Origin of the sequence: Candidatus Methanocrinis alkalitolerans, assembly GCF_029167205.1 — an archaeon.
Lineage (GTDB): Archaea > Halobacteriota > Methanosarcinia > Methanotrichales > Methanotrichaceae > Methanocrinis > Methanocrinis alkalitolerans.
Genome location: NZ_JARFPL010000006.1, coordinates 52599 through 74183, shown reverse-complemented (window position 1 = coordinate 74183; position 21585 = coordinate 52599). Strand labels below are relative to the sequence as shown.

Here is a 21585-nt window from a genome sequence, read left to right as displayed (position 1 = left end):
TAATTACTTTAGGATCTATCATAAATGGGGATTGTCTATGAGAATATTCGAAGCCGTTTTATTGGGATTGATAGTGCTCTTGGCGTCTGGGTCCTCCTCTTTGGGGGCCGACGACGGATCCGACGTATCGACGTTGGCGGTCTCCGGCACCGGCGAAGCGACCGCCGACGCCGACATCGTCACCATCGTTCTGGGGGTCCAGACCAGGGACGAGAGCGCCGCAGCGGCGGTAGCAGAGAACGGACGGATGATGGTCGACGCCATAGAGGCCTTGAAGGCGGCCGGGGTCCCCGAGGAGGAGATCAAGACATCCCGGTTCTCCATCTCTCCCACCAGGGACTGGATAGACGGCAGGCTCTCGGATAAGGTCGTCTTCGAGGTAAATAACCAGATCACCTTCACATTAGACCTCGCCGATGAGATGGATATCGGAGCGTTCCTGGACGCAGCGGTGGGGGCGGGGGCGAACACCGTCGAGAGCGTCACCTTCGCTCTCCAGGACCCGAAGCCCGTCCAGGAGGAGGCGCTGGTGGAGGCAGTCGTAGACGCCATGGGGAAGGCAGGGGTGATCTCGCAGGCCGCCGGGGTGAGCCTGGGGAGGGTCCTCTCGATATCTGAGGGCGGATACTCGCCCATCCCCATGGCTGAGAGCAGGGCATACCTCGCCGCCGACGCTTCTGCGATGACTCCGATCGTCCCCGGGGACGTGATGGTGACCGCGACGGTCACCATCACCTACGAGATCCAAAGCGAAGTAGTCACACCCCCCTGACCGGGCCGAGGGGTACGCCCCAGGGCGGACCCCCTCCGATTTTTCACCACCTTCATTCAGATCACCGGAAGGGAGCGGACCATCCCGACTCGTCAAACCTGCCAAACCCGGCACCATATTCAGCATAATCTGATTTTTCAGAAAAGTTTTAATATTCAGAGATCCTCTGACCAACCAGAGATGAGGTGCGACTTTGGCTCCAAGGATTGAGAAAGGCGGAAGAGACAAAGAGGACTGCTGCCCATCGGGAAGATCGAGCTGCTGCAGAGTGGAATCGATCGTCAGCATCGACGAACGGGGGCAGATGGTCCTCCCCAAGGACGTACGGGAGAGGGCGAAGATCAGGGCTGGCGATAAGCTGGCGGTGGTCTCCATTAAGGGTCAGGACGGCGATATATGCTGCCTCGCCCTGATCAGGGCCGAGGAGATGGAGGAGATGGTGAAGTCGATCCTCGGCCCCGTCATCAACGACCTCTTCAAGGGCCGAGTATGATTATATATAAATTCTTATATTTTTGTTATGCTCGTCGATGGTGAGGATATGAAAGATGATGACGTCAAGAGGGTCGTGAAGGACAGGTACGGCCGCGTGGCGAGGGAGGCGGGATCTTGCTGCTCGTCCTCGTGCTGCGGGACGGCAGAGCCGAGAGAGGTAGGAAAGAAGATAGGATATTCAAAGGATGATCTGGCCTCTGCACCCCAGGGAGCGAATCTGGGTCTCGGCTGCGGAAACCCCATCGCCATCGCCTCGATCCAGGAGGGTGAGACGGTTCTGGACCTGGGGTCAGGGGCTGGCTTCGACTGCTTCCTGGCATCGGAGAGGGTCGGACCGGCGGGGAAGGTTATAGGGGTGGACATGACGGGGGAGATGGTCGCCCGGGCGGAGGCCAACGCCTCCAGGGGCGGCTACAAAAATGTGGAGTTCAGGCTTGGGGAGATCGAGTCCCTCCCCGTAGAGGACGGGTCCGTCGACCTGATCGTCTCCAACTGCGTCATCAACCTCGTCCCAGATAAGAAGGCGGCCTTCAAAGAGGCCTATCGGGTCCTGCGCCCCGGAGGGAGGATGATCGTCTCCGACATCGTCCTCCATGGGATACTTCCAAAATTCATCAGAGAATCTGTCGAAGCCTACGTCGGCTGCGTCTCCGGGGCGGCGGAGAAAGAAGAGTATCTCGCCTCGATGAGATCGGCGGGTTTCGAAGACGTCAGGGTGATGGAGGAGGCGGCCTTCTCCCTCGACTGCGTGAACTGCGGTCCCGCAGACCGGAAGATCCTGGATGGGCTGGAGATATCCGAAGAAGAGCTGAAGGGAGGCGAGAAGGCGATCGTCAGCATGACGGTCCGGGCTGTAAAGCCGGTGACTGCATAAAATATAGGGGTCCTAAAATGTAAGGGTCCGACAGCCTTCGAATGCTGCCGGACGGCCATTTTTTGATCCGATGATCTCGCCACGGCAGGCCGCTGCTCATCCCGCGTCGTAGTAGCAGACGGCGTCCACCTCCAGGACCGTCGGGGACCCGAGCTTGAAGCCCTTTGCGCCCCTCACCCGGCCGTGACCGACCATGGCGAGCTGGACCCGGGACGCCTGAGCTTCCCTCTCTTCATAGAAGTCGGCCCCCGCCTGGACGACCTTGTGGGTCACCATCTGGATCTCCCTGATCCTCGCCAGCATCCCCCCGGTCCCGGTGACGACGTCGGGGCCGCTTGCCTCCGTCAGGAATATGACGTCTCCGGGGCCCGATTGGAGGAGTGCAATGAAGTTGTTGGGGCTTCTGATCTCCAGGGTCCTGATCCCGTTGGCCAATAGCTCCCTGATCACCTGTCTAGATATCCCCGTAAGTGCTACGCATTCCATGATCATCACCCGTACATCGGGAACTGGAGCTCTTTTCTCCCCGGAACCTCTTCGGCGGAGGAGCTCTGAACCTGCTCTGCCAGCTTCTGCATCTGCAGCTCGATCTCATCTGCCCTCTCCTCCAGCTCCGTCGTATCGACGTTGAGGCCGTAGAGGGTGTTGAGCATCTTGACGGTGACGACGGCGGCCCTCGGGTCGGGGGCCATGCTGTGGGTCTCCCCCAGGAGACATACCGCCGGCACCTTCCGGAGGAGACACTCGTTCATGACAGACCCCGAGATCCCCGATATCGTCCCGAACTCGAAGACCTCCACCTGGCCCTTTATCCTCTCCAGCATCTCCTCGGTGGTGGCGGCGCCGAAGACCCGCTGCTCTTCGCCGATCACCGTTATCCCCGCAAGACAGACCATCTCCTTCGCCCCGATAGACTCCGCCCAGGATACGATCCCCCGGGCGAGGTCGTAGGAGGCGGCCGGATGGACGGGTATGTCGGAGCTGACCACCACCACGCCCAGGTCCTTCTTCTCGTAGATCCTCACGGGGAGGTGGGCCAGACCCCCCACCAGGACCGACATCGGCGGAAAGAACCTCGAATCTATGGCGCCGAGGTAGTCCATCTCCAGCTTGTTGATGACGTACTGGCTTGCGATATTTCCGATCAGCCCGATCCCCGGGAACCCCTCGATGACCACCGGGTTCTCGGACTGAGGCTTTTCAGCTCTGACCTGAACTTCGTCAGTCATGAAAATATCTTACCCTCTGATGGGTGATAAGAACATCGGTCTTCTCACTCAAAATAGCATCTGAAAGAGAATTGATCATGATCATATCCTGAGAGGGTGCGACCCGAGCGGGCTTTAGGGTTGATCAAATTTCATGGGTCATCGGTTAAGGAGTTTAAGCTACACAATATTGCTATTTTTCACACGAATTATGCGTCATCTAGATTTAATCCAATTTCAAGACTGACTTGCTGTAGCCTTTTTGACCAAGCCAATCTCACCGTACTTGCTACCGAGATCGCTGCCTCATCGCGATTCTTCTCTTAACCGATGACCAATGGATCAAATTTTGTTATCGAGCGACATATGACCCATTTCGGAGGCCTCCACCGAAGTGGAGATGTTTAAAATCCGCCTTGAGGATGGAAGATTTATCCAGCTGCAGTCCCGGACCATTTTGCTCCCCAGGATCCCTCTGAGGATGCAATAGCGACAGAATAGCGACATCTCGCAGTCCCCGCAGACCTCATTGCCAGGGACGCGGGCCCCAGCAAGGGCTTCCGTCAGAGGGTTGCTGAAGACCTCTTCGATCTCCCCTTCCACGAGGTTTCCTATGACCATCTCCTCCGGGCCGAAGGTGGCACAGGGGCGAATATTGCCCCAGGGGTCCATGGCATAAGTTCTATAACCGGCTCCGCAGCCCTCCTCCTTCTCCAGGCTGCATACGGCCTCATCAGATAGTACAGACAAAAATCCCCGATATCTCCTTGCGAGTTCTTCCTCCGCCTGCATCACCTCTCTCCCATCCAGGTTCCATCCCGGTGGAGCCCACTCCCTCCCCCTGCCGAGGGGCAAAACTGGGGTATAGCTGAACGCCGCGGCCCCGAGATCCCTTGCCAGGAGCAAAGTCTTCTCTATATCGCTGAAGCTCTCCTCGTCAACGCACATCGATACCCGCACCTTGACACCAAGATCGCTGAGAAGCTTGATGTTATCGACTGTTCGCCTGAAGGCTCCAGGGACTCCTCTTCGCAGATCATGAGCGTCCTCTTCTGAGCAATCTAAGCTTATGCTCAGAAGGAGTCTATCCCCTAAGGATCTGAACCTTTCAGCCATATCATGGGTGATTAAAGTGCCGTTGGAGAGAACCCCTACGAGTTCAAATCTATCTGCACAAAATGAGAGGATCCGAAGGAAATCCTTGTGCAAAAGTGGCTCTCCTCCGGTAAGCTCCACAGATCGTAGCCCAGATTCTGCAAGCCTCTCCAGCACGTTTAGGAGAGTCTCCGTCGGCATATACTCGTCTTTGCTCGGTTCGCTCTCGCGGTAGCAATGACGGCATCTCAAGTTGCATCCGGCCGTGAGCTCGATGCTCATATGCGGCGGGATGTAGGCAGATCTCGATCCAGTGATTCTAATGCTGCTTTGCGACGGCTCATCTGCCAAGATGAGATGCCCAGAGCTAACAAGACGGGATATGAGCATCAGAAACTTGAGATCTCCATAGTCCTCGCTCCATGATCGAGGAACGGCATCAACCACCTTATGGACACCATCGCAAGCCGCGAGAAAATCTGCCTCTTCGATGCTGAGCGAGATGGGATCGTAACCCATAAAGAGGGTGCCACCCTTCATATTCAGGTGGATATCATTGCCAGGCTGCAAGATGGGGTATTGATCCCAGACGCTCGTCATTTTCCGATCATCCCATGGACCTTCAACAATCGTAGCCGGGTCGAGCCGATGTCTGGCTCGTGAAACTCCCCCCCAGGAAGAAAGTGGCCCACAAGAACGCACTTCCTGAACCGGCGTTTATGCTTCCGCAGAGGGAGCAAAGGCCACATACTCCACACGTCCCACACCGATTTGCTGCGGTTAAGCCCGGCCCATCGACGATCCTGGCAAGGCTGGCCCGTATCTCGGGGGGCACCTTGACGCAAAATCCGAATCTCTCCAAAGTTCCAAATCCGTCCCGCTTCAACTCGTCCCGAAAGTCCTTGTCCTTGAGAACCAAGGCAAAAAACCTGTTGAACTCTTCAGGGGTCATCAAGCCGTCTTCTTCCATATCCTTCCACCTCTACATTCTCGCCAAATTGTCCCGCATCTTCAAATTGGCTTTCTTGAATATAGCATATGTTAGAGGAATAACATTTATATCTTATGGTAACTAATTGGAAACCATATAAAGGCCATAATCAGAATATGTGAACCGTTTGATCCAATATACCAAGGCTGATTTTCAACAGTTTTTCCTATCTGTTGAAGCAACATATAAAGAAGAATATTCGTGGATGATGAGATGACTGAAAATAAGAAAGATGGTAGAGAGCCGGAAAAGTCTGAGGAGAGGGAATCCTTCAAAAACACCCTCCTTCCGGGGATTCTGGGACTGATAGTCGACCTCATAATGGAGACGATCTCCAGCCTCTCTGCCTCCGAAAAGATGATGGTCATCATCTGGCTATCCGTCGTCTAATCGGGGGCCGAGGTTGCCGGGAAGCGCCCCAAGAGTTTTCGCATATCCTCCAGGGCAAAGACCCTCATGACCCTCGCCTTCATCATCGCCGTCATCCTCGTCCTCGCAGCATCATTCATCCTGGGTTTCAGCCTCGCAGCCACCGCCTTCCTGGTGGGATGGACGGTCCTCATGGCCTTCGCCTTCCGCTTCGCCGAGACTATCTCGGAGGGGAACGCCGCCGCAAAAGTCGCCATGACCAGAGTTGCGGCCTTCACCCTCGGCGCCGCCATCTCCATCGGCGGAGCTCCGGTGGTCGATCAGTTAGTGGGGGGGCAACCTAATCTGATCATAGAGAACAACTGTTATCGAAATCTTGAATACACCCCCCTGGGGATCAGCATCCATACCGGGGAGTCCAAGGACCTGATAATCCCACCCATCGTCGTCGAGGTCGAGCACCTTGGAGATCGGATCGGCGTCGTAGGATCTCACGGCCCAGTGGTCGAGCTTCCCGCCATGGCGGGCGTCGAGATACTCATCGACGATCAGCGCCTGCAACCTGGTGATTCAAGAAGGATAGATCTGGGGGACGGCAGAGTACACATTCTCACAGTAAGCTGCTAGCTTGCGATCCTTCGACGATATCCAGATGATATTTTTTTCGTCGGAGAGATGAGGACCTAATAGGATATCGCCTCTGTGAGAACCTATTAATCTCATCAGCACCTTATCTGTAATAACAATAGCAAGGGAGGTTATAGTTGATGGGATTCAAAAGCGTCGATGGAAAAAACCGGGGCAAGATAGTTCTTTACGCCCTCAGCACCTGTGTCTGGTGTAATAAGACAAAAAAGCTCCTCGCAGACCTGGGGGTGGAGTACAGCTACGTCTACGTCGATCTCCTGAAGGGTGACGATAGAAAGAGCGCCCTTGAAGAGATGAAGCAGCACAACCCCAATGCCACCTTCCCCACCACCGTCATCGACGACGATAAGTGCATCATCGGTTTCAAGGAGAAGGAGATAAAGGAGGCTCTGAGGCTATGAGCGATTCTGAACCCTCCCCCGAGGAGGTGGAGTCTTTCCGCCTTCAGCTGGATAGAGAAGCAGAGGAGATGGGCTACCACCTCAACCCCGACCTCGACTTCACTAGAAACCTGGTGCGTGGCCTTATTGTGAACGAGAGGCGGTACGGATACCATTCCTGCCCCTGCAGGCTCGCCTCCGGAGACAGAGACGACGACCTGGACATAATCTGCCCCTGCGACTATCGGGACCAGGACCTGAACGATTACGGAGCCTGCTACTGCGCCCTCTACGTCTCCGACGAGGTATTATCCGGGGAGCGGGACCTTGCGCCGGTCCCCGAGAGGCGACCGTCCCCCGAGGAGAGGGAGAAGACGGCTAAGGACTTCTCCGCCCCCGCCAGCGAAACCCTCTCTTCTCTGACGTACCCGGTCTGGAGGTGCAAGGTCTGCGGATACCTCGCCGCAAGAGATGAGCCGCCGGGGATCTGTCCCATATGCAAGGCGAAGATGGACCGGTTTGAGCGGTTCATCTGAACCGCCATGGCAACTGGGGGTCAAGACCTTGGCAGAAGAGGATCTGAAGAGGGCCGATCTGAAGATCTCGGGCATGACCTGCGCCTCCTGCGCCTCCGCCGTCGAAGAGGCGCTCGGCGGGGTGGATGGGGTATCCGGGGCGAGGGTGAACCTGGGGACACAGACCGCCTCCGTCGACCTCGACCCCACCAGGGCGAACCTCGCGGACCTGGAGAGGGCGGTGAACGATGCGGGTTACTCTGTCGTCACCGAAACCGTCGTCCTGAAGATAGGGGGGATGATGTGTGCGTCCTGCGTCTCCTCGGTGGAGGAGGCGATCGGCGGGGTGGAAGGGGTATTTGAGGTCAGCGTCAACCTCGGCGCTGAGAGGGCCCGGGTCGCCTACAACTCCAAGGTCGCCTCCGTCGCCGATATGAGGGCCGCCATCGAGGAGGCGGGCTACGAGTATCGAGGGGTGGCGGGAGAGGAGACCGAAGAGAGCGAGAGGGAGGAACGGGAGGAGAGGGAGAGGCGCCTCGGTGCCGAGAGGCGGAAGATCCTTATCGGTTTTTTCGTCGGGTCCTTCCTGATGCTCCTGGATATGGCCCACCTCCATACTCCGGTTCCGATGCCGATCCTGATGCTCGTCATATCAGCCCCCGTCTTCGTCTACCTCAGCCGACCGATCTTCTCGGCGGGGCTTTTGGCTCTCCGCCACCGGTCCCTGACGATGGACGTCATGTACTCCATGGGGATAGGGGTCGCCTTCATATCGAGCCTCATGGGGACCTTCGGGGTCCTTCTGACCCCGGAGTTCATGTACTACGAGACCGCCGTCTTCCTCGCCGCCTTCCTGACTCTGGGCAGGTACCTGGAGACGAAGGCGAAGGGTAGGACCTCTGAGGCGATAAAGAAGCTGATGGGGCTACAGCCCAAGACCGCCACCGTCCTGCGGGACGGCCGGGAGGTGGAGGTGGCGGCCGCCGACCTCCTCGCTGGGGATGTGATCCTAGTCCGGCCGGGGGAGAAGGTCCCCGCCGACGGGGTCGTCCTGGAAGGCGAGAGCTACGTCGACGAGTCGATGATAACAGGCGAGCCTATCCCCGTCTTCAAGAAGAAGGGGGACGCCGTAGTCGGGGGGACGCTCAACAAGAACGGCGCCATCAGGTTTGAGGCTTCAAAGGTGGGACGGAAGACGGCTTTGGCACAGATCATATCCCTGGTGGAGGAGGCACAAGGGTCGAAGCCCTCGATCCAGAGGGTGGCGGATAGAGCCGTCACCTTCTTCATCCCCTCGGTCCTGGCGGCAGCGGCCACCACCTTCCTCCTCTGGCGTTTCGTCCTGGCCGACCTCGTCGCCGGAGACCCCCTCCTCTTCGCCCTCACCGCCACCATATCGGTCCTCGTCGTCGCCTGCCCCTGCGCCCTGGGCCTCGCCAGCCCCACCGCCATCACCGTCGGCCTCGGAAGGGCGGCGGAGCTGGGGGTCTTGGTGAAGAGTGGCGAGGCGCTGGAGGCATCCGAGAAGATCGACTCCGTCGTCTTCGACAAGACCGGGACCCTAACCGTGGGCAGGCCCGAGGTGACCGACCTGTTGCCCTTCGGGATCGAAGAGAGGGAGCTGCTCCGGATCGCCGCCGGGATCGAGGCGATGTCCGAACATCCTCTGGCCGAGGCGGTGGTGAGGAGGGCGAACTCCCATGGGGTCTCCATCCCCGAGGCCGCCTCCTTTGAGGCCTCCGGAGGAAAAGGGGTCTTCGGCAGGGTCGATGGGACCGACGCCGCCGTCGGAAACAGGATATTTCTTCGGGGTATGGGGATCGATATCCCCGAGGAGATCGACGGAGCCGCCCTCCGGATCGAGGAGGAGGGGAAGACCTCCCTCCTCGTCGCCTTCGCTGGCCGGGTCGTCGGGGTCATAGGCGTCGCCGACGCCCTCAAGGAGAACTCGAGAGAAGCGGTCGGCCGGCTGAAGGAGATGGGCTTTGAGGTGATGATGATCACCGGCGACAACCCTCGAAATGCCGGGATCGTGGCCGAAGAGATCGGTATCGATAGGGTTTTGGCCGAGGTCCTCCCCTCGGATAAGGCCCGAGAGATAAAGAGGCTCCAGGATGAGGGCCAGGTCGTCGCCTTCGTCGGGGACGGGATCAACGATGCCCCCGCCCTCGCCCAGGCCGACGTGGGGATCGCCATCGGAAGCGGGACGGATGTGGCGATCGAGAGCGGCGAGATCGTCCTCATAAGAGACGACCTGATGGACGCGGTGGCGGCGATCGAGCTCAGCCGGAAGGTTATGGGGAGGGTGAAGCTGAACCTCTTCTGGGCCTTCGCCTACAACGGAGCCCTCATCCCGGTTGCAGCCGGCATCCTCTACCCCAACTTCGGGATCGCCTTCCGGCCGGAGTTTGCGGGGCTCGCCATGGCCGCCAGCTCCGTGACGGTGGTGAGCCTCTCCCTCCTGCTGAAGGGGTACGTCCCCCCTTCCAAGAGGGGCGGTGGTTGAAGGGACCCCCGGAAAGATCGTTTGGATGACCAAATCTGGAGATGATAACTTTGGCGATAGATCCGGTATGCAATATGACCGTCGACGAGAAGACGGCGAAGTTCAAGACGGAGTACAAAGGGACCGTTTACTACTTCTGCGCCCCCGGGTGCAAGAGGACCTTCGAGAAGGAGCCGGAGAGGTATCTCAAAGGATGAGGTCCCGGACTGGATAGACGGATCCGACTTCGGAAGAACAGGAGGCAGGCGGATGAAAGAGTATGATCTGATAGTCGTCGGCTCCGGCGCCGGGATGATCGGGGTCTCCCGGGGGACGAGGGCGGGGATGAAGGTCGCCCTCGTCGACCGCGGCCCCATGGGAGGGACGTGTCTCAACAACGGCTGCATCCCCTCGAAGGTCCTCTTATATCCTGCGGACGTCATCAGGACCCTGGAGGCGGCTCATGCCGTCGGCGTCGAGGCCCGGATCGAGGGGATCGACTTCGACCTCATCATGGGGCGGATGCGGGCGATAGTCGACGAAGGAAGAGGCGAGATGGAGAGGTCCGCCGCCAAAAACGAGCACCTCGACTGGTACCGGGGCTGGGGGGAGTTCGTCGGCGACTTTATGATCAAGATCGGAGGCGAGACGATCACCGCCCCCAAGATCTTCATAGCCTCGGGGTCGAGGCCGCTGGTCCCACCCATACCCGGCCTTGCGGAGTCGGGGTACATCGACAACGTCTCCGTCCTATCGCTGGAGCGTCTCCCCGAGAGCCTCATCATCCTCGGCGGGGGTTACCTCGCCTCGGAGTACGGCCACTTCTTCTCCGCCCTGGGCACGAAGGTCACCATCATCGGAAGAAACCGGTTGCTCCTGAAGGACGAGGACCCCGAGATCTGCGGGATCGTGAAACGGCGCCTCTCCAGATACGTCGACGTCAGGACCGGGCACGAGGCGGTGAAGGTGGAGAAGGTGGGAGGGCGCAAGGTCGTCTCCGCCCTGGACCTCGCGGCCGACGCCGTCGGAGAGTTCGCCGCCGAGGAGGTGATGGTCGCCCTGGGGAGGAGACCCAACTCCGACATCCTCAAGCCGGAGAAGACGGGGGTCGAGGTCGACCGCTCCGGCTGGATCGTGGTGAACGACCGGATGGAGACGAGTCGGGAGGGAATATGGGCCTTCGGCGACGCCATAGGAAAGCATATGTTCCGGCACGTCGCCAACCGCGAGGCGAGGGTCGCCTGGAACAACGCCTTCGGCCAATCCGGCCAGAAGATGGACTACCACGCAGTCCCTCATGCCGTCTTCACACATCCCCAGGTGGGGTCGGTGGGGATGACGGATGCGGTGGCGAAGGCCGCAGGATATAAGGTCCTGGTGGGGAGGGCCGAGTACGGCGACGTCACCAAGGGGTACGCCATGGCAGAGGAGGAAAGCCTGGTGAAGGTCGTCGTCAGCGCCGGGGACGGCCGTATTTTGGGCTGCTCCATCGCCGGGACCGGGGCGGCGGAGCTCGTCCAGCAGGTCGTGTACCTGATGAACGCCGGGGACGAGGACTATGGGCCGATCGGGAGGGCTCTGGTGATCCATCCGGCCATGAGCGAGGTCGTCAGCCGGGCCTTCGCCAACCTGATGCCGCCGAAGGAAGATATTCCCCGAGGATCTGGAGGGGGTTCTGACCAAGATATCAGGGCTCTCGATGCCTCCACGAGGGATGAACTATGATGAGAAAAGCCCTGATCGGATCGGCGATCCTATTGGCGGTGGCATTGGTAGTCCTCCTTTTCGCCGGCGGGATCCACCATCCAAAAGAGTATCTCGACCCCTGGGAGAGGTCGTATCATGAGGGGTTTGACGACCCCAGGCTCCAGACGGTCGCCTTCGGGCTCCTCGCCCCCAGCTCCCACAACATCCAGCCCTGGACGGTCCGCCTCGAAGAGGACGGCCTCGCCTTCACCCTCTTCGTCGATCCCAAGCGGCTTCTCCCGGAGGTGGACCCCCTATCAAGGCAGATCGTGGTGAGCCAGGGGACGTTCCTGGAGAACGTCAGGATCGGGGCGGAAGAGCTCGGCTTCACCCCGGAGATCGACCTCTTCACTGAGGGGGAGATCGATCCCGAGGGGTCGGCATCGAGCATGGAGACTAGACCCGTCGCCCGGGTCGCCCTCGTACCTGGCGAGGCGAGGCGGTCGCCTCTGTACGGGGCGATCTTCGACAGGGTGACGACCCGGACCCCTTACCTCGACCGGCCCCTGACCGATGGGGAGGTCCAAAAGCTACTGGACCTGAGCGGCGAGCCCGGAGTTGCCGTCCTGATATTCCAGGAGAAGGCCGACCTGGAGGCGATCCGGGACCTGGCGGTTCGGGGGATTGAGGTGGAGTCGGAGCTTTCCGGCCCCATGAGGGAGACCGGGGAGATCTTCAGGATCAACGAGGGGGAGAAGAACCTCCACCGGGACGGCCTCACCCTCGACTCCCAGGGGATGCCCGGTCTCCTCCAGGCCCTCGTCCAGGGGTTTGGCACCATAATCCCCCTGGGGGATGAGAGGATGGCAGATTCCTGGAGGAAGGGGGAGGTGGAGCGGCTGGAGCGGACCCCCGCCTACGCCATCATCGTCACCGACGCAAACAGCAGAACCGACCAGGTGAGGGCGGGGATCGTCTACCAGCGGCTCCAGCTCGCCGGGACCGTCATGGGGATCAGCATGCAGCCGGTGAGCCAGGTCCTGGAGGAGTACCCCGAGATGGGGGCGCTCTACCTGGAGGTCCACGAGAGGTTCGCCGGGGAGGGCGAGACTATACAGATGCTCGTCAGGATGGGGGAGGCGGAGAAGGCGGTCGGCCACAGCCCCCGAAGGGACGTCATGGACCTGATAGCCGGATGATGTAGCCGGATGATATAAAGCCGGATGAAATGGTCGGATCAACCGTCCGGGCGGATGAATGAAGGGATGAATAGAGTAAGTGATGAAGAAGGGAGGAAGGGAGGAAGGGAGGAAGGGATGAAGGGAGGAAGGGATGAAGGGAGGAAGGGATGAAGAGGCGCGGTCGATGAACGAGTTTCTGGCCCTCGCCCTGGAGGAGGCCCGGGCCGGGATTGAGAACGACGACGGCGGCCCCTTCGGCGCCGTCGTCGTCCGGGATGGCGTCGTCATCTCCAAGGCCCATAACGAGGTCCTGAAGCGTAACGACCCCACCGCCCACGCCGAGATCCTGGCGATCCGGGAGGCCTCCTCGATTTTGGGGCGCTACGACCTCTCGACTTGCGAGATCTACTCGACCTCGCAGCCCTGCCCCATGTGCTTTGCCGCCATCTTCTGGGCGAGGATCAGGCGGCTCGTCTACGGGACGACCCGGGAGGACGTGGCCGGGATCGGCTTCGACGACAGCTTGATCTACCAGGTCATCCGGGGCGAGGCGGAGGCCGAGGAGATGGAGATGGTGAACGTGGACCGGGATAGGTGTATCGAGGTTCTGGAGGAGTGGGAGAGGAGGCCGGGGAGGAGGGTGTATTGAACTGGGAATTTAGATGGAGTTTTCATTGAAGGAATATGTCCTGCGACCGCTCTGAAATTTTGGCCTACAATCATCGGATATCCTGATATAAACCGCCCGGCAAAGACCCAACTATGGCCGACCCCTACGTCCACGGCTACCACCCCCGCGAGAGCACCCGCCTCCAGGACCAGGCGGCGACCCTCGTCGACCTCCTCCACTCCGACACCTCGTACCCGCCGGGGTCCCTCGTCCTGGAGGCGGGCTGCGGCGTCGGAGCCCAGACCCTCCCCCTCGCAAAAAATAGCCCCGGGGCGAAGATCATCGCCCTCGAGATCTCCCGCCCCTCCGCCGCGGAGGCGAGGGGGAGGGCGGCGGCCGCAGGGATCGGAAACGTCCGGGTCCTCCAGGGGGACATCTTCAGCCTCCCCTTCCGGAAGGGGACCTTCGACCATCTCTTCGTCTGCTTCGTTTTGGAACATCTCCCGAGGCCCGTCGAGGCCCTCTCCATCCTCAAGGAGTTCATAAAGCCCGGCGGGACGGTCACGGCGATCGAAGGCGACCACGGCTCCGCCTACTTCTACCCCGACAGCCCCGCCGCCCACAGGGCCATCGACTGCCAGGTGACCCTCCAGGAGCGGGCGGGGGGAAACGCCATGATAGGCCGGGAGCTTTATCCCCTCCTCGTCCGGGCGGGGTTTGCCGAGGTCAGCGTCTCCCCCCGGATGGTCTACGCCGACGGGTCCAGGCCCGCCATGGCGGACGGGTTCACTCGGAGGACCTTCGCAGCCATGATCGAGGGGGTCCGGGACTCGGCCCTGGCAGCCGGCCTGATGGAGGAGCAGGAGTTCGATTCGGGAGTATCCGACCTGTACCGGACGGCGGAGGAGGACGGGGTCTTCTGCTACACCTTCTTCAAGGCGACGGGAAAGAAGGGATGAGCCGCATGAGCCGGACGAGCAGATGAGCCAGATTAACTGAAGGAGCCGAGCCGGTCGCTTCCGTCACATGAGCCTAAAGGTCGAAAAGATAATTTAGCCCCACCGTCCCACCTTACCCCCATGATCCGAAACTCTCGCCTCATCCTCGCCCTCGACGTCCTCGATAGAGAGAAAGCCCTCGACCTCGCCACCCTTCTCAAGGACAGAATCGACTACGTCAAGATCGGCTACCCCCTCATCCTGGCGGCGGGGCTCTCCGTCGTTGGAGAGATCGCCTCGATCGCGCCGGTGATCGCCGACCTGAAGATCGCCGACATCCCCAACACCAACACCCTCATCTGCGAGCAGGTCCTGGAGGCCGGCGCCGCCGGGATCATCGCCCACGCCTTCGTCGGGAAAGACAGCCTCTCCGCCTGCGTCGACGTCGCCCGGGAGGGCGGAGCCCTCGTCTTCGCCGTAACGGAGATGAGCCACCCCGGGGCTGAGGAGCTGATGGGCCCGGCCGCTGAGAGGCTCGCCCGGATGGCGGCGGACTGCACCGTAGACGGGGTCGTCGCCCCTGCCACCAGGCCCGAGAGGATAAGGCTCATCAGGTCTATCGTCGGGGACCGGGCGATCATCTCGCCGGGGGTGGGGGTCCAGGGCGGATCGCCTTCGGCGGCCCTGAAAGCCGGGGCCGACAGCCTCATCGTCGGAAGGAGTATCACCGAGTCGCCCAACCCCGCGGCCTCGGCGGACGCCATCCTGAGGGAGATCCGCTGAGCCCGGATTCATAAAAACTTTTTTATCATCCGCGGTCGGATATATCACCCATGATAGTCGCGGAGCTTTCGATGATAACGATGGGTACGGGGACGAGCGCCAGCCGATACGTCCGGGCCGTCCACCAGGTCCTGAAGGAGTCGGGTCTCAAGTTCGTTCCGAGTCCCATGTGCACCGTCGTTGAAGCCGGGTCCATGGCCGAGATCTTCAAAGCCGTAGAAAAAGCCGATGATGTCCTGGCCGGGATGGGGGTTGGAAGGATCATAACATCGATTAAGATCGACCACAGACTGGACAAGGAGATATCCATCGAGACGAAGATGGGGGCGATCAAGGAGTAGCGCCGAGATGGCGAGATCGATAGGAAAAAAGCATGAGATGCTCTGAAGGCTCAAGGATGAGCGAGAAGTGCCCAAAATAGGGCACTCTCATTTCTCCTTTCTCCTCTCTCCCACTCTCCCCTCCTTTTCTCAAGCCACCAAATGCCAAATTTCGATCGCGTGCCGGAAGTGTAGACACACCTAACCTGACGGAGGGATGGGGACCACGTTGGAGACGTAAACAGCATCACAGCGCCGATCCGCCAGAGTGACGTAAACCGATTCTGGATGGACGCCACCACGCTCTACGGCAAACCAGAGATCCCTCAACTCCTCAGGAGACGATAGGGCACAGAAGCCGTAAATCCTGCCGCCATCCTGGTCGCGGATGTCGACCCAGGTTCTGGAAGCTTCGGTGTTAGTTCCACAAGGCTGCAGGTCGGGCGCGGCTTCAAAGAGCTCGGCCGGATAAAGATTCCAGTTGGTGACCAAAAGTTCGTACCGGGTGTACTCACTGCCACCAATAACGCGATCTTCTTTTCCGGCCACCACCAGTTCTGGCGCTGGGAGGTCCGGGTGACAAGTTTGAGGCCCAAGCTCGCCCCTCGGGGCCATGGATAACGCATCCAAGCCCAGCTCCCTGGTTTTGGGCTCAAAGCAGCGAATCAAATCCCAATTGGTGCAGGTCACAGTGTCATCAATGAGGATGACATCACCATCGCTGAAGGCAGGTTTCCCTTCGTAGAGGATCTCGGTGGAGAAGCGGATCTGTTCTCTGTTGCCGTTCCTGTCTGCCGTCGCCGCATCCAGACCGAAGTCGACACCACGATTGGGGATGCCCGCAGGCACGGATGGTGGGAGCAGAATGGAGTTCGGGGCAACAATGATCCCATCTCGCGCAGAAAGCAGATCCCCGTCGATGAAGGCGAGATTGCCGGTCCAGGAGGGCGTCCCTTCCGTGGAGAACCAGATGTCGACCCCGTACTCTCTCAGCATTTCGGGCAGAATGCCCGGATCTTCCAGCCATTCGTCCCGGCTCATCTGGGATGATCGGTCCAAGAAGATCACGATGTCCTCGGGGTCTCCAACGAAATGAACGGCATCAAGTCCCAGATCTATTCTCGCTACATCGAATCCGGCCAGAAGCGCAGAGTTGGGGATGACGAGGCCGTTGGTGGCCAACAGATCTCCTCCAACGAATCGGCCCGACGGATCATCCAGCTCTGTGGAGAATCCGACCAAACGGCCTTTCGCATCTATTACGTCAACAGCGTCCAGACCGAGATCGACATTCACGTTGAAAGCCGCCAGAAGCTCTCGATTGCGGGCGAATAGGACGCATCCGGGGCCGAGGAGATCGCCATCAGAGATGATGGGGTTTCCGTCCGGAGGTATGGGGCCCTGGGCGATGAAATCTTCTTCTGTGGAGAAGTACAGCTCGCAGCTTTCGGGAGGCACTTCGGGCGCGGGCTCTGCCGGTCTGAAGCAGTACTTCGGAACCCCTGCATCACTTAACCCGCAGATCTCGTCTGAGCACCACTCATATCTTCCAAACTTCTCGGCTGCAACCTCTTCTATCAGGCACTCGCAGCCCTGGGGACACTCCTCAGGAAGATCTTCTACGGGCCTGAAACAGTACTTCGGAACTTTTCCCTCACCGAAACCACATACCTCGTCTGAGCACCAATCGTATCTTCCAAACTTCTCGGCTGCAACCTCTTCTATCAGGCACTCGCAGCCCTGGGGACACTCCTCAGGAAGATCTTCTACGGGCCTGAAACAGTACTTCGGAACTTTTCCCTCACTGAAACCGCAGACCTCGTCAGAGCACCATTCGTATCCTCTGAACTTCTCGGCTGCGACTTCTTCCAAGAGGCATTCGCAGCCCTCAGGGCACTCAGTCTCTGGAGGAAACTCTGTGGGCCTGAAGCAGTACATGGGCCTTCTAAGGTCGTCGTAACCGCATATCTCAGGCGAGCAGCGCTCGTACTTCCCGAACTCCTCCTTGGCCATCTCCTCGGTCATACATTCGCAGCCTCTGGGACACTCGATCTCCGGGGAGACATCTTCTACGGGCCTGAAGCAGTACATCGGCCTTCTAAGGTCGTCGTAACCGCAGATCTCAGGCAAGCAGCGCTCGTATTTGTCGAACTTCTCCTTGGCCATCTCCTGGGTCATACATTCGCAGCCTTTGGGACACGACACCGTTTCCGGTTCCTGTGGAGTTACAGGCACAAGCGGTCTTAAGGGAATCAGTGGCAATTCCGGCACCGACTTCTTGATCCAGAACTTATTCCCGGTGAGAACTGATCTATCTAGAGGATAACCGTACTGGATCCAGTTTTCGTCAATTACGTCGCCCCCAGCACTATCAGCTCCTGCTGCAATGTAGCCTTCGGGCACCGTAACCACTATATCGTAAAATTCGCATCCCGAAGGAAGAGTCAGCTCGTACCATCCTTTAGCATCTGTGGTTGCAGACTCCACAACCCTTCCGCGGTTTTTTTGGTCATTGGAGCAACAGAGCTCTACCCTGACATTGGGGAAAGGCTTGCTCTCATCTCTGAAATCCCCCTCGTACACTCGGCCCGAGACGGTTGCGGCCGAAGACTGAAGAGTTCCCTGGATACGACCTAACTCCTCATCCGAAACGGTGGGCGTTTCCAGAAATGGCAAAGCGTTACAATTTAGCCCAGCGAATAGAAGTATAGCGATAAGATTTGCAGCAAGTATCAGCTTCAACCTCATGGTCGACCTCCATGAATAAAAGATAGAGCCGCGTAGGCGGCTCATCTAAGAAGTTTCATTCTGCTGCCTCAAGGCAGAAGAAGTCGTAGTCTATGGACCGATGAGCGTAGCCGGGCTCACCCCAACCACGGCCATTGTTGACGATCGTCCTGTCCCAGACTTCGAGCAGGATCTCGTATCCGCAGGGAGGCAGACCCGAGGTATCCCAGGTGAAGGTCAAACCGGCATCTCCCTGATCGCTCACGCCGGCGTACTTCCTGACCGGCAGGATGGAGCCGGGGCAAGCTGGATGCAGACCGCACCTGTAACTCAACTGGTAGCTGTAGAAATGTTCGTCGGTGGCGGTGATCTCGCCGGTGACTTTATCGCCTATGGTTATGTCACCGCAGCTGGGCGTGCCCGAAAGGTTTAGTATTGCAGTAGGGGGGGTGTTGTCTATCACGACCACCACTGGAGAGCTTACGTGCTCGACGCCGCCCACACTTTCTACAGTCAATCTGAGGCTGTACTTACCATTCTTGCCTCCAGTATTCCAGGGATAGTACAACCCGCCCATCACAGGGTCAGAGTCGCAGATTATGCCCAACCATCCTTCAGAGTCTGGAACCCTGTCCACCCGCACCCAAAGGCTTGGCCATACGAAAGTCCACTCCTTGAAGGAATCGGTCATAGGCTTGAAGCCGTCCGGATCAGGTGGCGTGGTGGGACTGGACCACTCACCATACTCCACTTTGAACCTTTCGCACTCTTCACAGGAGGGCATCAGACCGAGGATCTCCACCCATCCTCCAAAGGGGCTGTCGAAGGCCTCGAAAGGCGGTGTAGTTGCACTCCAGCCATTGGCCAATCCCTGGGAGTTGATGTTTCCTGTCGGCATCCCACCCACACGGATGATGGCCGCTCCACAGGGAGGTCTTTCCCCTCTGCCCAAAGCCAGAGATAGGGCATCCAGACCCAGTTCCTTTGTCTTGGGCTCAAAGCAATGAGTGATATCTTCGTTGGTGCAGACGACGCCATCGCCTAAAAGGAGAACGTCACCATCGCTGAAAGCAGGCTCGCCTCGATAAAGAATCTCGGTGGAGAAATGGATCAGCTGTCTGTTCCCACTTCTATCGGCCGTCACAGCGTCAAGACCGAAGTCGACGCCGCGGTTGGGGATGCCAGCAGGCACGGCAGATGAGAGCAGAAGAGAGTTCTTCGCCACTATGCCGCCTTGTGCAGAAAGCAGATCGCCATCGATAAAGAGAGGCATCTCGACCTCTGGAGCTGTGCCCTCGGTAGAGAACCATATGTCGATCCCGTACTCCTCCAGCATCTGGGGCAACATCCCGGGGTTATCCAACCACCCCTCCCGACTGACCTCGGGGGCGTAATCCAGGAATCGTATTATGTTGTTCAGGTCTCCGACGAAATGGACGGCGTCAAGGCCCAAATCGCCCCTCGTCTCGATCTCAAAATTGGCCAAAAGAGCCCTATTTGGGATTACGGCACCGTTGGTGACCAACAGATCTCCTGCAGTGAATCGACCCAAGGGGTCGTCAAGCTCGGTAGAGAATGCGACCAGACGCCGCCCTGCATCGATGACGTCGGCTGCATCCAGGCCCAGGTCTTGTTCAGATTTGAAGACGGCCAACAACTCCCGGTTGCGAGCGAATACGACGCAGCCGGGACCCAGAAGATCTCCATCGGATATTATGGGGTTACCATCAGCCGGTTCAGGACCCAGAGTGACGAAATCTTCCTCTGAGGAGAAGAAAGCGCCTCTGCAGGCTGTTAAGGTCTCAGGGATTTCCACAGCACCGGTTACTTCTGCTAATCCATGAACCTCCGTCAATCTGGAAACGTCAGCCATCTCCAAAACGCCCGGCGTCCTCACGACGTTCTCCTGTGAAAGCGCCGGCTGAATCATTAAAAACGATAACAATATTACGAATAACATTCTTCTTTTCATTTTATACATCCCTCTCACACTTAAACTCAGCACCGTCCTTTTTGGACAATTATCAATGAACTTCCTGGACATAAACATTTTTTGGTGCTTTGAAAAATAACCCCCTGGTTTCGATGAAAGCTCAGGAAAAAAAGTCGATTCAATTCACAAGAGAAATGGGCCGCAATGAAACGCCGGAATGGGAACGCGCCCAAATTCGAGAAAGAAAACCAATTGGCCAGGATAAAAATCAGAAGAGATTCAAGCCCTGAAGGGCTAGCCCGGAAGGCTCACTGGACAGCGCCCTTCACCTCGTCCACGATCTTGCCGATAAAGCCCTTCTCCTTCTTCTCGGTGGGCTTCTCCTTACTTTTAGCATCCTCAGAACTTTTTGCCTCCCTCTTTCTCTCGCCGAACTCGGCGGCCAGCTCTTCGAGAAGCTCTTTTTGCCTTCCCGAGAGGTTCGTGGGGGTCTTGACGTTCACCCTCACGTGCATGTCGCCGGTGCCGCCGAATCCGTGGAGGCGTGCGATCCCCTTCCCCTTCAGCCGGAAGACCGAGCCGGTCTGGGTCCCTGCAGGGACCTTTATCCTCGCCCTCTTCCCGTCGAGGGTCGGAACCTCCAGGTCCGCCCCCAGGGCAGCCTGGGTGATGGAGAGGGGCGCCTCGAAGAGGAGGTCGTCCTCGTCCCTCCTGAAGAGGGGGTGGGCCCGGACGTTGACGAAGACGTATAAGTCGCCGGGTTCACCGCCGGGGTCGGGAGACGCCTCCCCCTGCCCCCCAAGCCTCAGGTGCTGGCCGGTCTCGACCCCGGCGGGGATCTTGACGCTGATCGTCCTCGTCTTTCGGACCCGACCCGACCCCCGGCACTCGGCGCAGGGGTCGGAGACGATCTGCCCCCGCCCGCCGCATTTGGGGCAGGTGGTGGAGGTCATCATCTGGCCGAAGGGGGTCTTCTGGACCCGGGTGACCTGGCCGGCGCCCCGGCACTGGTCGCAGGTCACAGGCGAGGTTCCCGGCTTCGCCCCCGTCCCGCTGCAGGCAGGGCAGATCTCCATCCGGGGGACCTCGATGGTGGTCTCAAGGCCGGAGGCCACCTCCTCCAGGGTCATATCCAGGTCGTAGCGGAGGTCGCGACCCCGTCCGGGCCCTCGGCGGCCGCCCCGGCCAGCGCCTCCGAAGAACATATCGAAGATGGACCCGCCGCCGCCAAACCCCCCGGCAAAGCCGAAGCCCCGGAGGAGGTCCTCGAAGTCGACGCCTCTGAAGAGGTCCTCCTGGGAGTAGCGGCCGTCGATCCCGGCATGGCCGAACTGGTCGTACTGCTTCCTCTTGTCGGAGTCGGAGAGGACGGCGTAGGCCTCGGAGATCTCCTTGAACCTCTCCTCGGCATCGGGCTCCTGGGACTGATCGGGATGATACTTGAGGGCGAGCTTCCGGTAAGCGCTCTTGATCTCCTTTGGGTCCGCCTCTCTTCCGACCCCGAGAACTTCGTAGTAGTCTCTTTTGCTGCCTGCCACCGATCATCCTCTCCAGCCTTCAATCCAAGATCTTCTG

22 protein-coding genes are annotated in these 21585 nt (G+C 59.2%); 15 read left to right on the top strand and 7 right to left on the bottom strand.

Annotated features, from left to right (window positions below; translation table 11 throughout):
• Positions 1-61: 61 nt before the first annotated feature.
• From P0O24_RS03075 to arsM, 3 genes are all read left to right on the top strand, one after another.
• Positions 62-772, top strand: a complete 711-nt coding sequence (locus tag P0O24_RS03075; protein WP_316968270.1) for an SIMPL domain-containing protein — start codon at positions 62-64, stop codon at positions 770-772.
• A gap of 193 nt (positions 773-965) precedes the next feature.
• Positions 966-1265, top strand: a complete 300-nt coding sequence (gene hgcC, locus P0O24_RS03070; RefSeq protein WP_316968269.1) for an HgcAB-associated protein HgcC — start codon at positions 966-968, stop codon at positions 1263-1265.
• Positions 1266-1313: 48 nt separating this feature from the next.
• The gene (arsM, locus tag P0O24_RS03065; RefSeq protein ID WP_316968268.1) at positions 1314-2141 is read left to right on the top strand and encodes an arsenite methyltransferase; all 828 of its coding nucleotides are present in this window, start codon (positions 1314-1316) and stop codon (positions 2139-2141) included.
• A 96-nt stretch (positions 2142-2237) separates the two neighbouring features.
• Here the strand turns inward: arsM and P0O24_RS03060 are convergent, their stop codons facing one another.
• The 4 genes from P0O24_RS03060 to P0O24_RS03045 form a co-directional block, all read right to left on the bottom strand.
• Positions 2238-2627 carry a DUF473 domain-containing protein gene (locus P0O24_RS03060; RefSeq protein ID WP_316968267.1) on the bottom strand — a complete coding sequence of 130 codons (390 nt, stop codon included), beginning with the start codon at positions 2625-2627 and terminating at the stop codon, positions 2238-2240.
• 5 nt (positions 2628-2632) lie between these two features.
• Positions 2633-3370: a proteasome assembly chaperone family protein gene (locus tag P0O24_RS03055; protein ID WP_316968266.1), complete on the bottom strand. Its 738-nt coding sequence runs from the start codon at positions 3368-3370 to the stop codon at positions 2633-2635.
• Positions 3371-3691: 321 nt separating this feature from the next.
• Positions 3692-5044, bottom strand: coding sequence for a radical SAM/SPASM domain-containing protein (locus tag P0O24_RS03050; RefSeq protein WP_316968265.1), 1353 nt, complete (start codon positions 5042-5044; stop codon positions 3692-3694).
• Between the two features lie 22 nt (positions 5045-5066).
• A complete protein-coding gene (locus P0O24_RS03045; protein WP_316968264.1) occupies positions 5067-5414 on the bottom strand; it encodes a hypothetical protein in 348 nt (115 codons plus the stop codon).
• A gap of 234 nt (positions 5415-5648) precedes the next feature.
• Between P0O24_RS03045 and P0O24_RS03040 the strand changes: the two genes are divergently transcribed.
• The 12 genes from P0O24_RS03040 (at position 5649) to P0O24_RS02985 (ending at position 15371) form a co-directional block, all read left to right on the top strand.
• A complete protein-coding gene (locus P0O24_RS03040) occupies positions 5649-5825 on the top strand; it encodes a hypothetical protein (protein WP_316968263.1) in 177 nt (58 codons plus the stop codon).
• A gap of 66 nt (positions 5826-5891) precedes the next feature.
• Complete coding sequence (locus tag P0O24_RS03035; RefSeq protein WP_316968262.1) at positions 5892-6431, top strand: hypothetical protein; 540 nt, start codon at positions 5892-5894, stop codon at positions 6429-6431.
• Between the two features lie 140 nt (positions 6432-6571).
• Positions 6572-6853, top strand: a complete 282-nt coding sequence (locus P0O24_RS03030) for a glutaredoxin family protein (RefSeq protein ID WP_316968261.1) — start codon at positions 6572-6574, stop codon at positions 6851-6853.
• Complete coding sequence (locus P0O24_RS03025; protein ID WP_316968260.1) at positions 6850-7368, top strand: ferredoxin-thioredoxin reductase catalytic domain-containing protein; 519 nt, start codon at positions 6850-6852, stop codon at positions 7366-7368. The genes P0O24_RS03030 and P0O24_RS03025 overlap by 4 nt, the downstream gene beginning before the upstream one ends.
• Positions 7369-7441: 73 nt before the next feature.
• Entirely contained in the window at positions 7442-9853 is a 2412-nt protein-coding gene (locus P0O24_RS03020) for a heavy metal translocating P-type ATPase (RefSeq protein WP_394356674.1), read from the top strand.
• A gap of 50 nt (positions 9854-9903) precedes the next feature.
• Entirely contained in the window at positions 9904-10050 is a 147-nt protein-coding gene (locus P0O24_RS03015) for a YHS domain-containing protein (RefSeq protein ID WP_394356672.1), read from the top strand.
• 52 nt (positions 10051-10102) lie between these two features.
• Positions 10103-11557 carry a dihydrolipoyl dehydrogenase gene (locus tag P0O24_RS03010; RefSeq protein ID WP_316968257.1) on the top strand — a complete coding sequence of 485 codons (1455 nt, stop codon included), beginning with the start codon at positions 10103-10105 and terminating at the stop codon, positions 11555-11557.
• The gene (locus P0O24_RS03005) at positions 11554-12717 is read left to right on the top strand and encodes an Acg family FMN-binding oxidoreductase (protein WP_316968256.1); all 1164 of its coding nucleotides are present in this window, start codon (positions 11554-11556) and stop codon (positions 12715-12717) included. Before P0O24_RS03010 ends, P0O24_RS03005 begins: the two co-directional genes overlap by 4 nt.
• A 166-nt stretch (positions 12718-12883) precedes the next feature.
• Complete coding sequence (locus tag P0O24_RS03000; RefSeq protein WP_394356673.1) at positions 12884-13348, top strand: nucleoside deaminase; 465 nt, start codon at positions 12884-12886, stop codon at positions 13346-13348.
• 113 nt (positions 13349-13461) lie between these two features.
• Entirely contained in the window at positions 13462-14268 is an 807-nt protein-coding gene (locus P0O24_RS02995; protein WP_316968254.1) for a methyltransferase domain-containing protein, read from the top strand.
• Positions 14269-14388: 120 nt separating this feature from the next.
• A complete protein-coding gene (gene pyrF, locus P0O24_RS02990; RefSeq protein ID WP_316968253.1) occupies positions 14389-15030 on the top strand; it encodes an orotidine-5'-phosphate decarboxylase in 642 nt (213 codons plus the stop codon).
• Positions 15031-15080: 50 nt separating this feature from the next.
• Positions 15081-15371 (top strand): MTH1187 family thiamine-binding protein, encoded by a 291-nt coding sequence (locus P0O24_RS02985; protein WP_316968252.1) that lies wholly within the window; start codon positions 15081-15083, stop codon positions 15369-15371.
• Between the two features lie 180 nt (positions 15372-15551).
• Here the strand turns inward: P0O24_RS02985 and P0O24_RS02980 are convergent, their stop codons facing one another.
• The 3 genes from P0O24_RS02980 to dnaJ all read right to left on the bottom strand — a co-directional run bounded on the left by P0O24_RS02980 (position 15552) and on the right by dnaJ (position 21548).
• On the bottom strand, positions 15552-18098 hold the full coding sequence (locus P0O24_RS02980; protein ID WP_316968251.1) for a carboxypeptidase-like regulatory domain-containing protein: 2547 nt from the start codon (positions 18096-18098) through the stop codon (positions 15552-15554).
• A 55-nt stretch (positions 18099-18153) separates the two neighbouring features.
• Positions 18154-20049: a hypothetical protein gene (locus tag P0O24_RS02975; RefSeq protein WP_316968250.1), complete on the bottom strand. Its 1896-nt coding sequence runs from the start codon at positions 20047-20049 to the stop codon at positions 18154-18156.
• 269 nt (positions 20050-20318) lie between these two features.
• Positions 20319-21548 carry a molecular chaperone DnaJ gene (gene dnaJ, locus P0O24_RS02970; protein WP_316968249.1) on the bottom strand — a complete coding sequence of 410 codons (1230 nt, stop codon included), beginning with the start codon at positions 21546-21548 and terminating at the stop codon, positions 20319-20321.
• Positions 21549-21585: the final 37 nt, after the last annotated feature.

What these genes read in the sequence shown, in the direction of transcription:
- P0O24_RS02975 (WP_316968250.1), bottom strand. Translation starts at nt 20,049, where the DNA reads ATGAAAAGAAGAATGTTATTCGTAATATTGTTATCGTTTTTAATGATT.
- P0O24_RS03025 (WP_316968260.1), top strand. Translation starts at nt 6,850, where the DNA reads ATGAGCGATTCTGAACCCTCCCCCGAGGAGGTGGAGTCTTTCCGCCTT.
- P0O24_RS03055 (WP_316968266.1), bottom strand. Translation starts at nt 3,370, where the DNA reads ATGACTGACGAAGTTCAGGTCAGAGCTGAAAAGCCTCAGTCCGAGAAC.
- P0O24_RS03005 (WP_316968256.1), top strand. Translation starts at nt 11,554, where the DNA reads ATGATGAGAAAAGCCCTGATCGGATCGGCGATCCTATTGGCGGTGGCA.
- P0O24_RS03010 (WP_316968257.1), top strand. Translation starts at nt 10,103, where the DNA reads ATGAAAGAGTATGATCTGATAGTCGTCGGCTCCGGCGCCGGGATGATC.
- P0O24_RS03040 (WP_316968263.1), top strand. Translation starts at nt 5,649, where the DNA reads ATGACTGAAAATAAGAAAGATGGTAGAGAGCCGGAAAAGTCTGAGGAG.
- P0O24_RS03000 (WP_394356673.1), top strand. Translation starts at nt 12,884, where the DNA reads ATGAACGAGTTTCTGGCCCTCGCCCTGGAGGAGGCCCGGGCCGGGATT.
- P0O24_RS03045 (WP_316968264.1), bottom strand. Translation starts at nt 5,414, where the DNA reads ATGGAAGAAGACGGCTTGATGACCCCTGAAGAGTTCAACAGGTTTTTT.
- P0O24_RS03060 (WP_316968267.1), bottom strand. Translation starts at nt 2,627, where the DNA reads ATGGAATGCGTAGCACTTACGGGGATATCTAGACAGGTGATCAGGGAG.
- P0O24_RS02985 (WP_316968252.1), top strand. Translation starts at nt 15,081, where the DNA reads ATGATAGTCGCGGAGCTTTCGATGATAACGATGGGTACGGGGACGAGC.
- P0O24_RS03030 (WP_316968261.1), top strand. Translation starts at nt 6,572, where the DNA reads ATGGGATTCAAAAGCGTCGATGGAAAAAACCGGGGCAAGATAGTTCTT.
- pyrF (WP_316968253.1), top strand. Translation starts at nt 14,389, where the DNA reads ATGATCCGAAACTCTCGCCTCATCCTCGCCCTCGACGTCCTCGATAGA.
- P0O24_RS02995 (WP_316968254.1), top strand. Translation starts at nt 13,462, where the DNA reads ATGGCCGACCCCTACGTCCACGGCTACCACCCCCGCGAGAGCACCCGC.
- arsM (WP_316968268.1), top strand. Translation starts at nt 1,314, where the DNA reads ATGAAAGATGATGACGTCAAGAGGGTCGTGAAGGACAGGTACGGCCGC.
- P0O24_RS02980 (WP_316968251.1), bottom strand. Translation starts at nt 18,098, where the DNA reads ATGAGGTTGAAGCTGATACTTGCTGCAAATCTTATCGCTATACTTCTA.
- P0O24_RS03035 (WP_316968262.1), top strand. Translation starts at nt 5,892, where the DNA reads ATGACCCTCGCCTTCATCATCGCCGTCATCCTCGTCCTCGCAGCATCA.
- P0O24_RS03020 (WP_394356674.1), top strand. Translation starts at nt 7,442, where the DNA reads ATGACCTGCGCCTCCTGCGCCTCCGCCGTCGAAGAGGCGCTCGGCGGG.
- P0O24_RS03050 (WP_316968265.1), bottom strand. Translation starts at nt 5,044, where the DNA reads ATGACGAGCGTCTGGGATCAATACCCCATCTTGCAGCCTGGCAATGAT.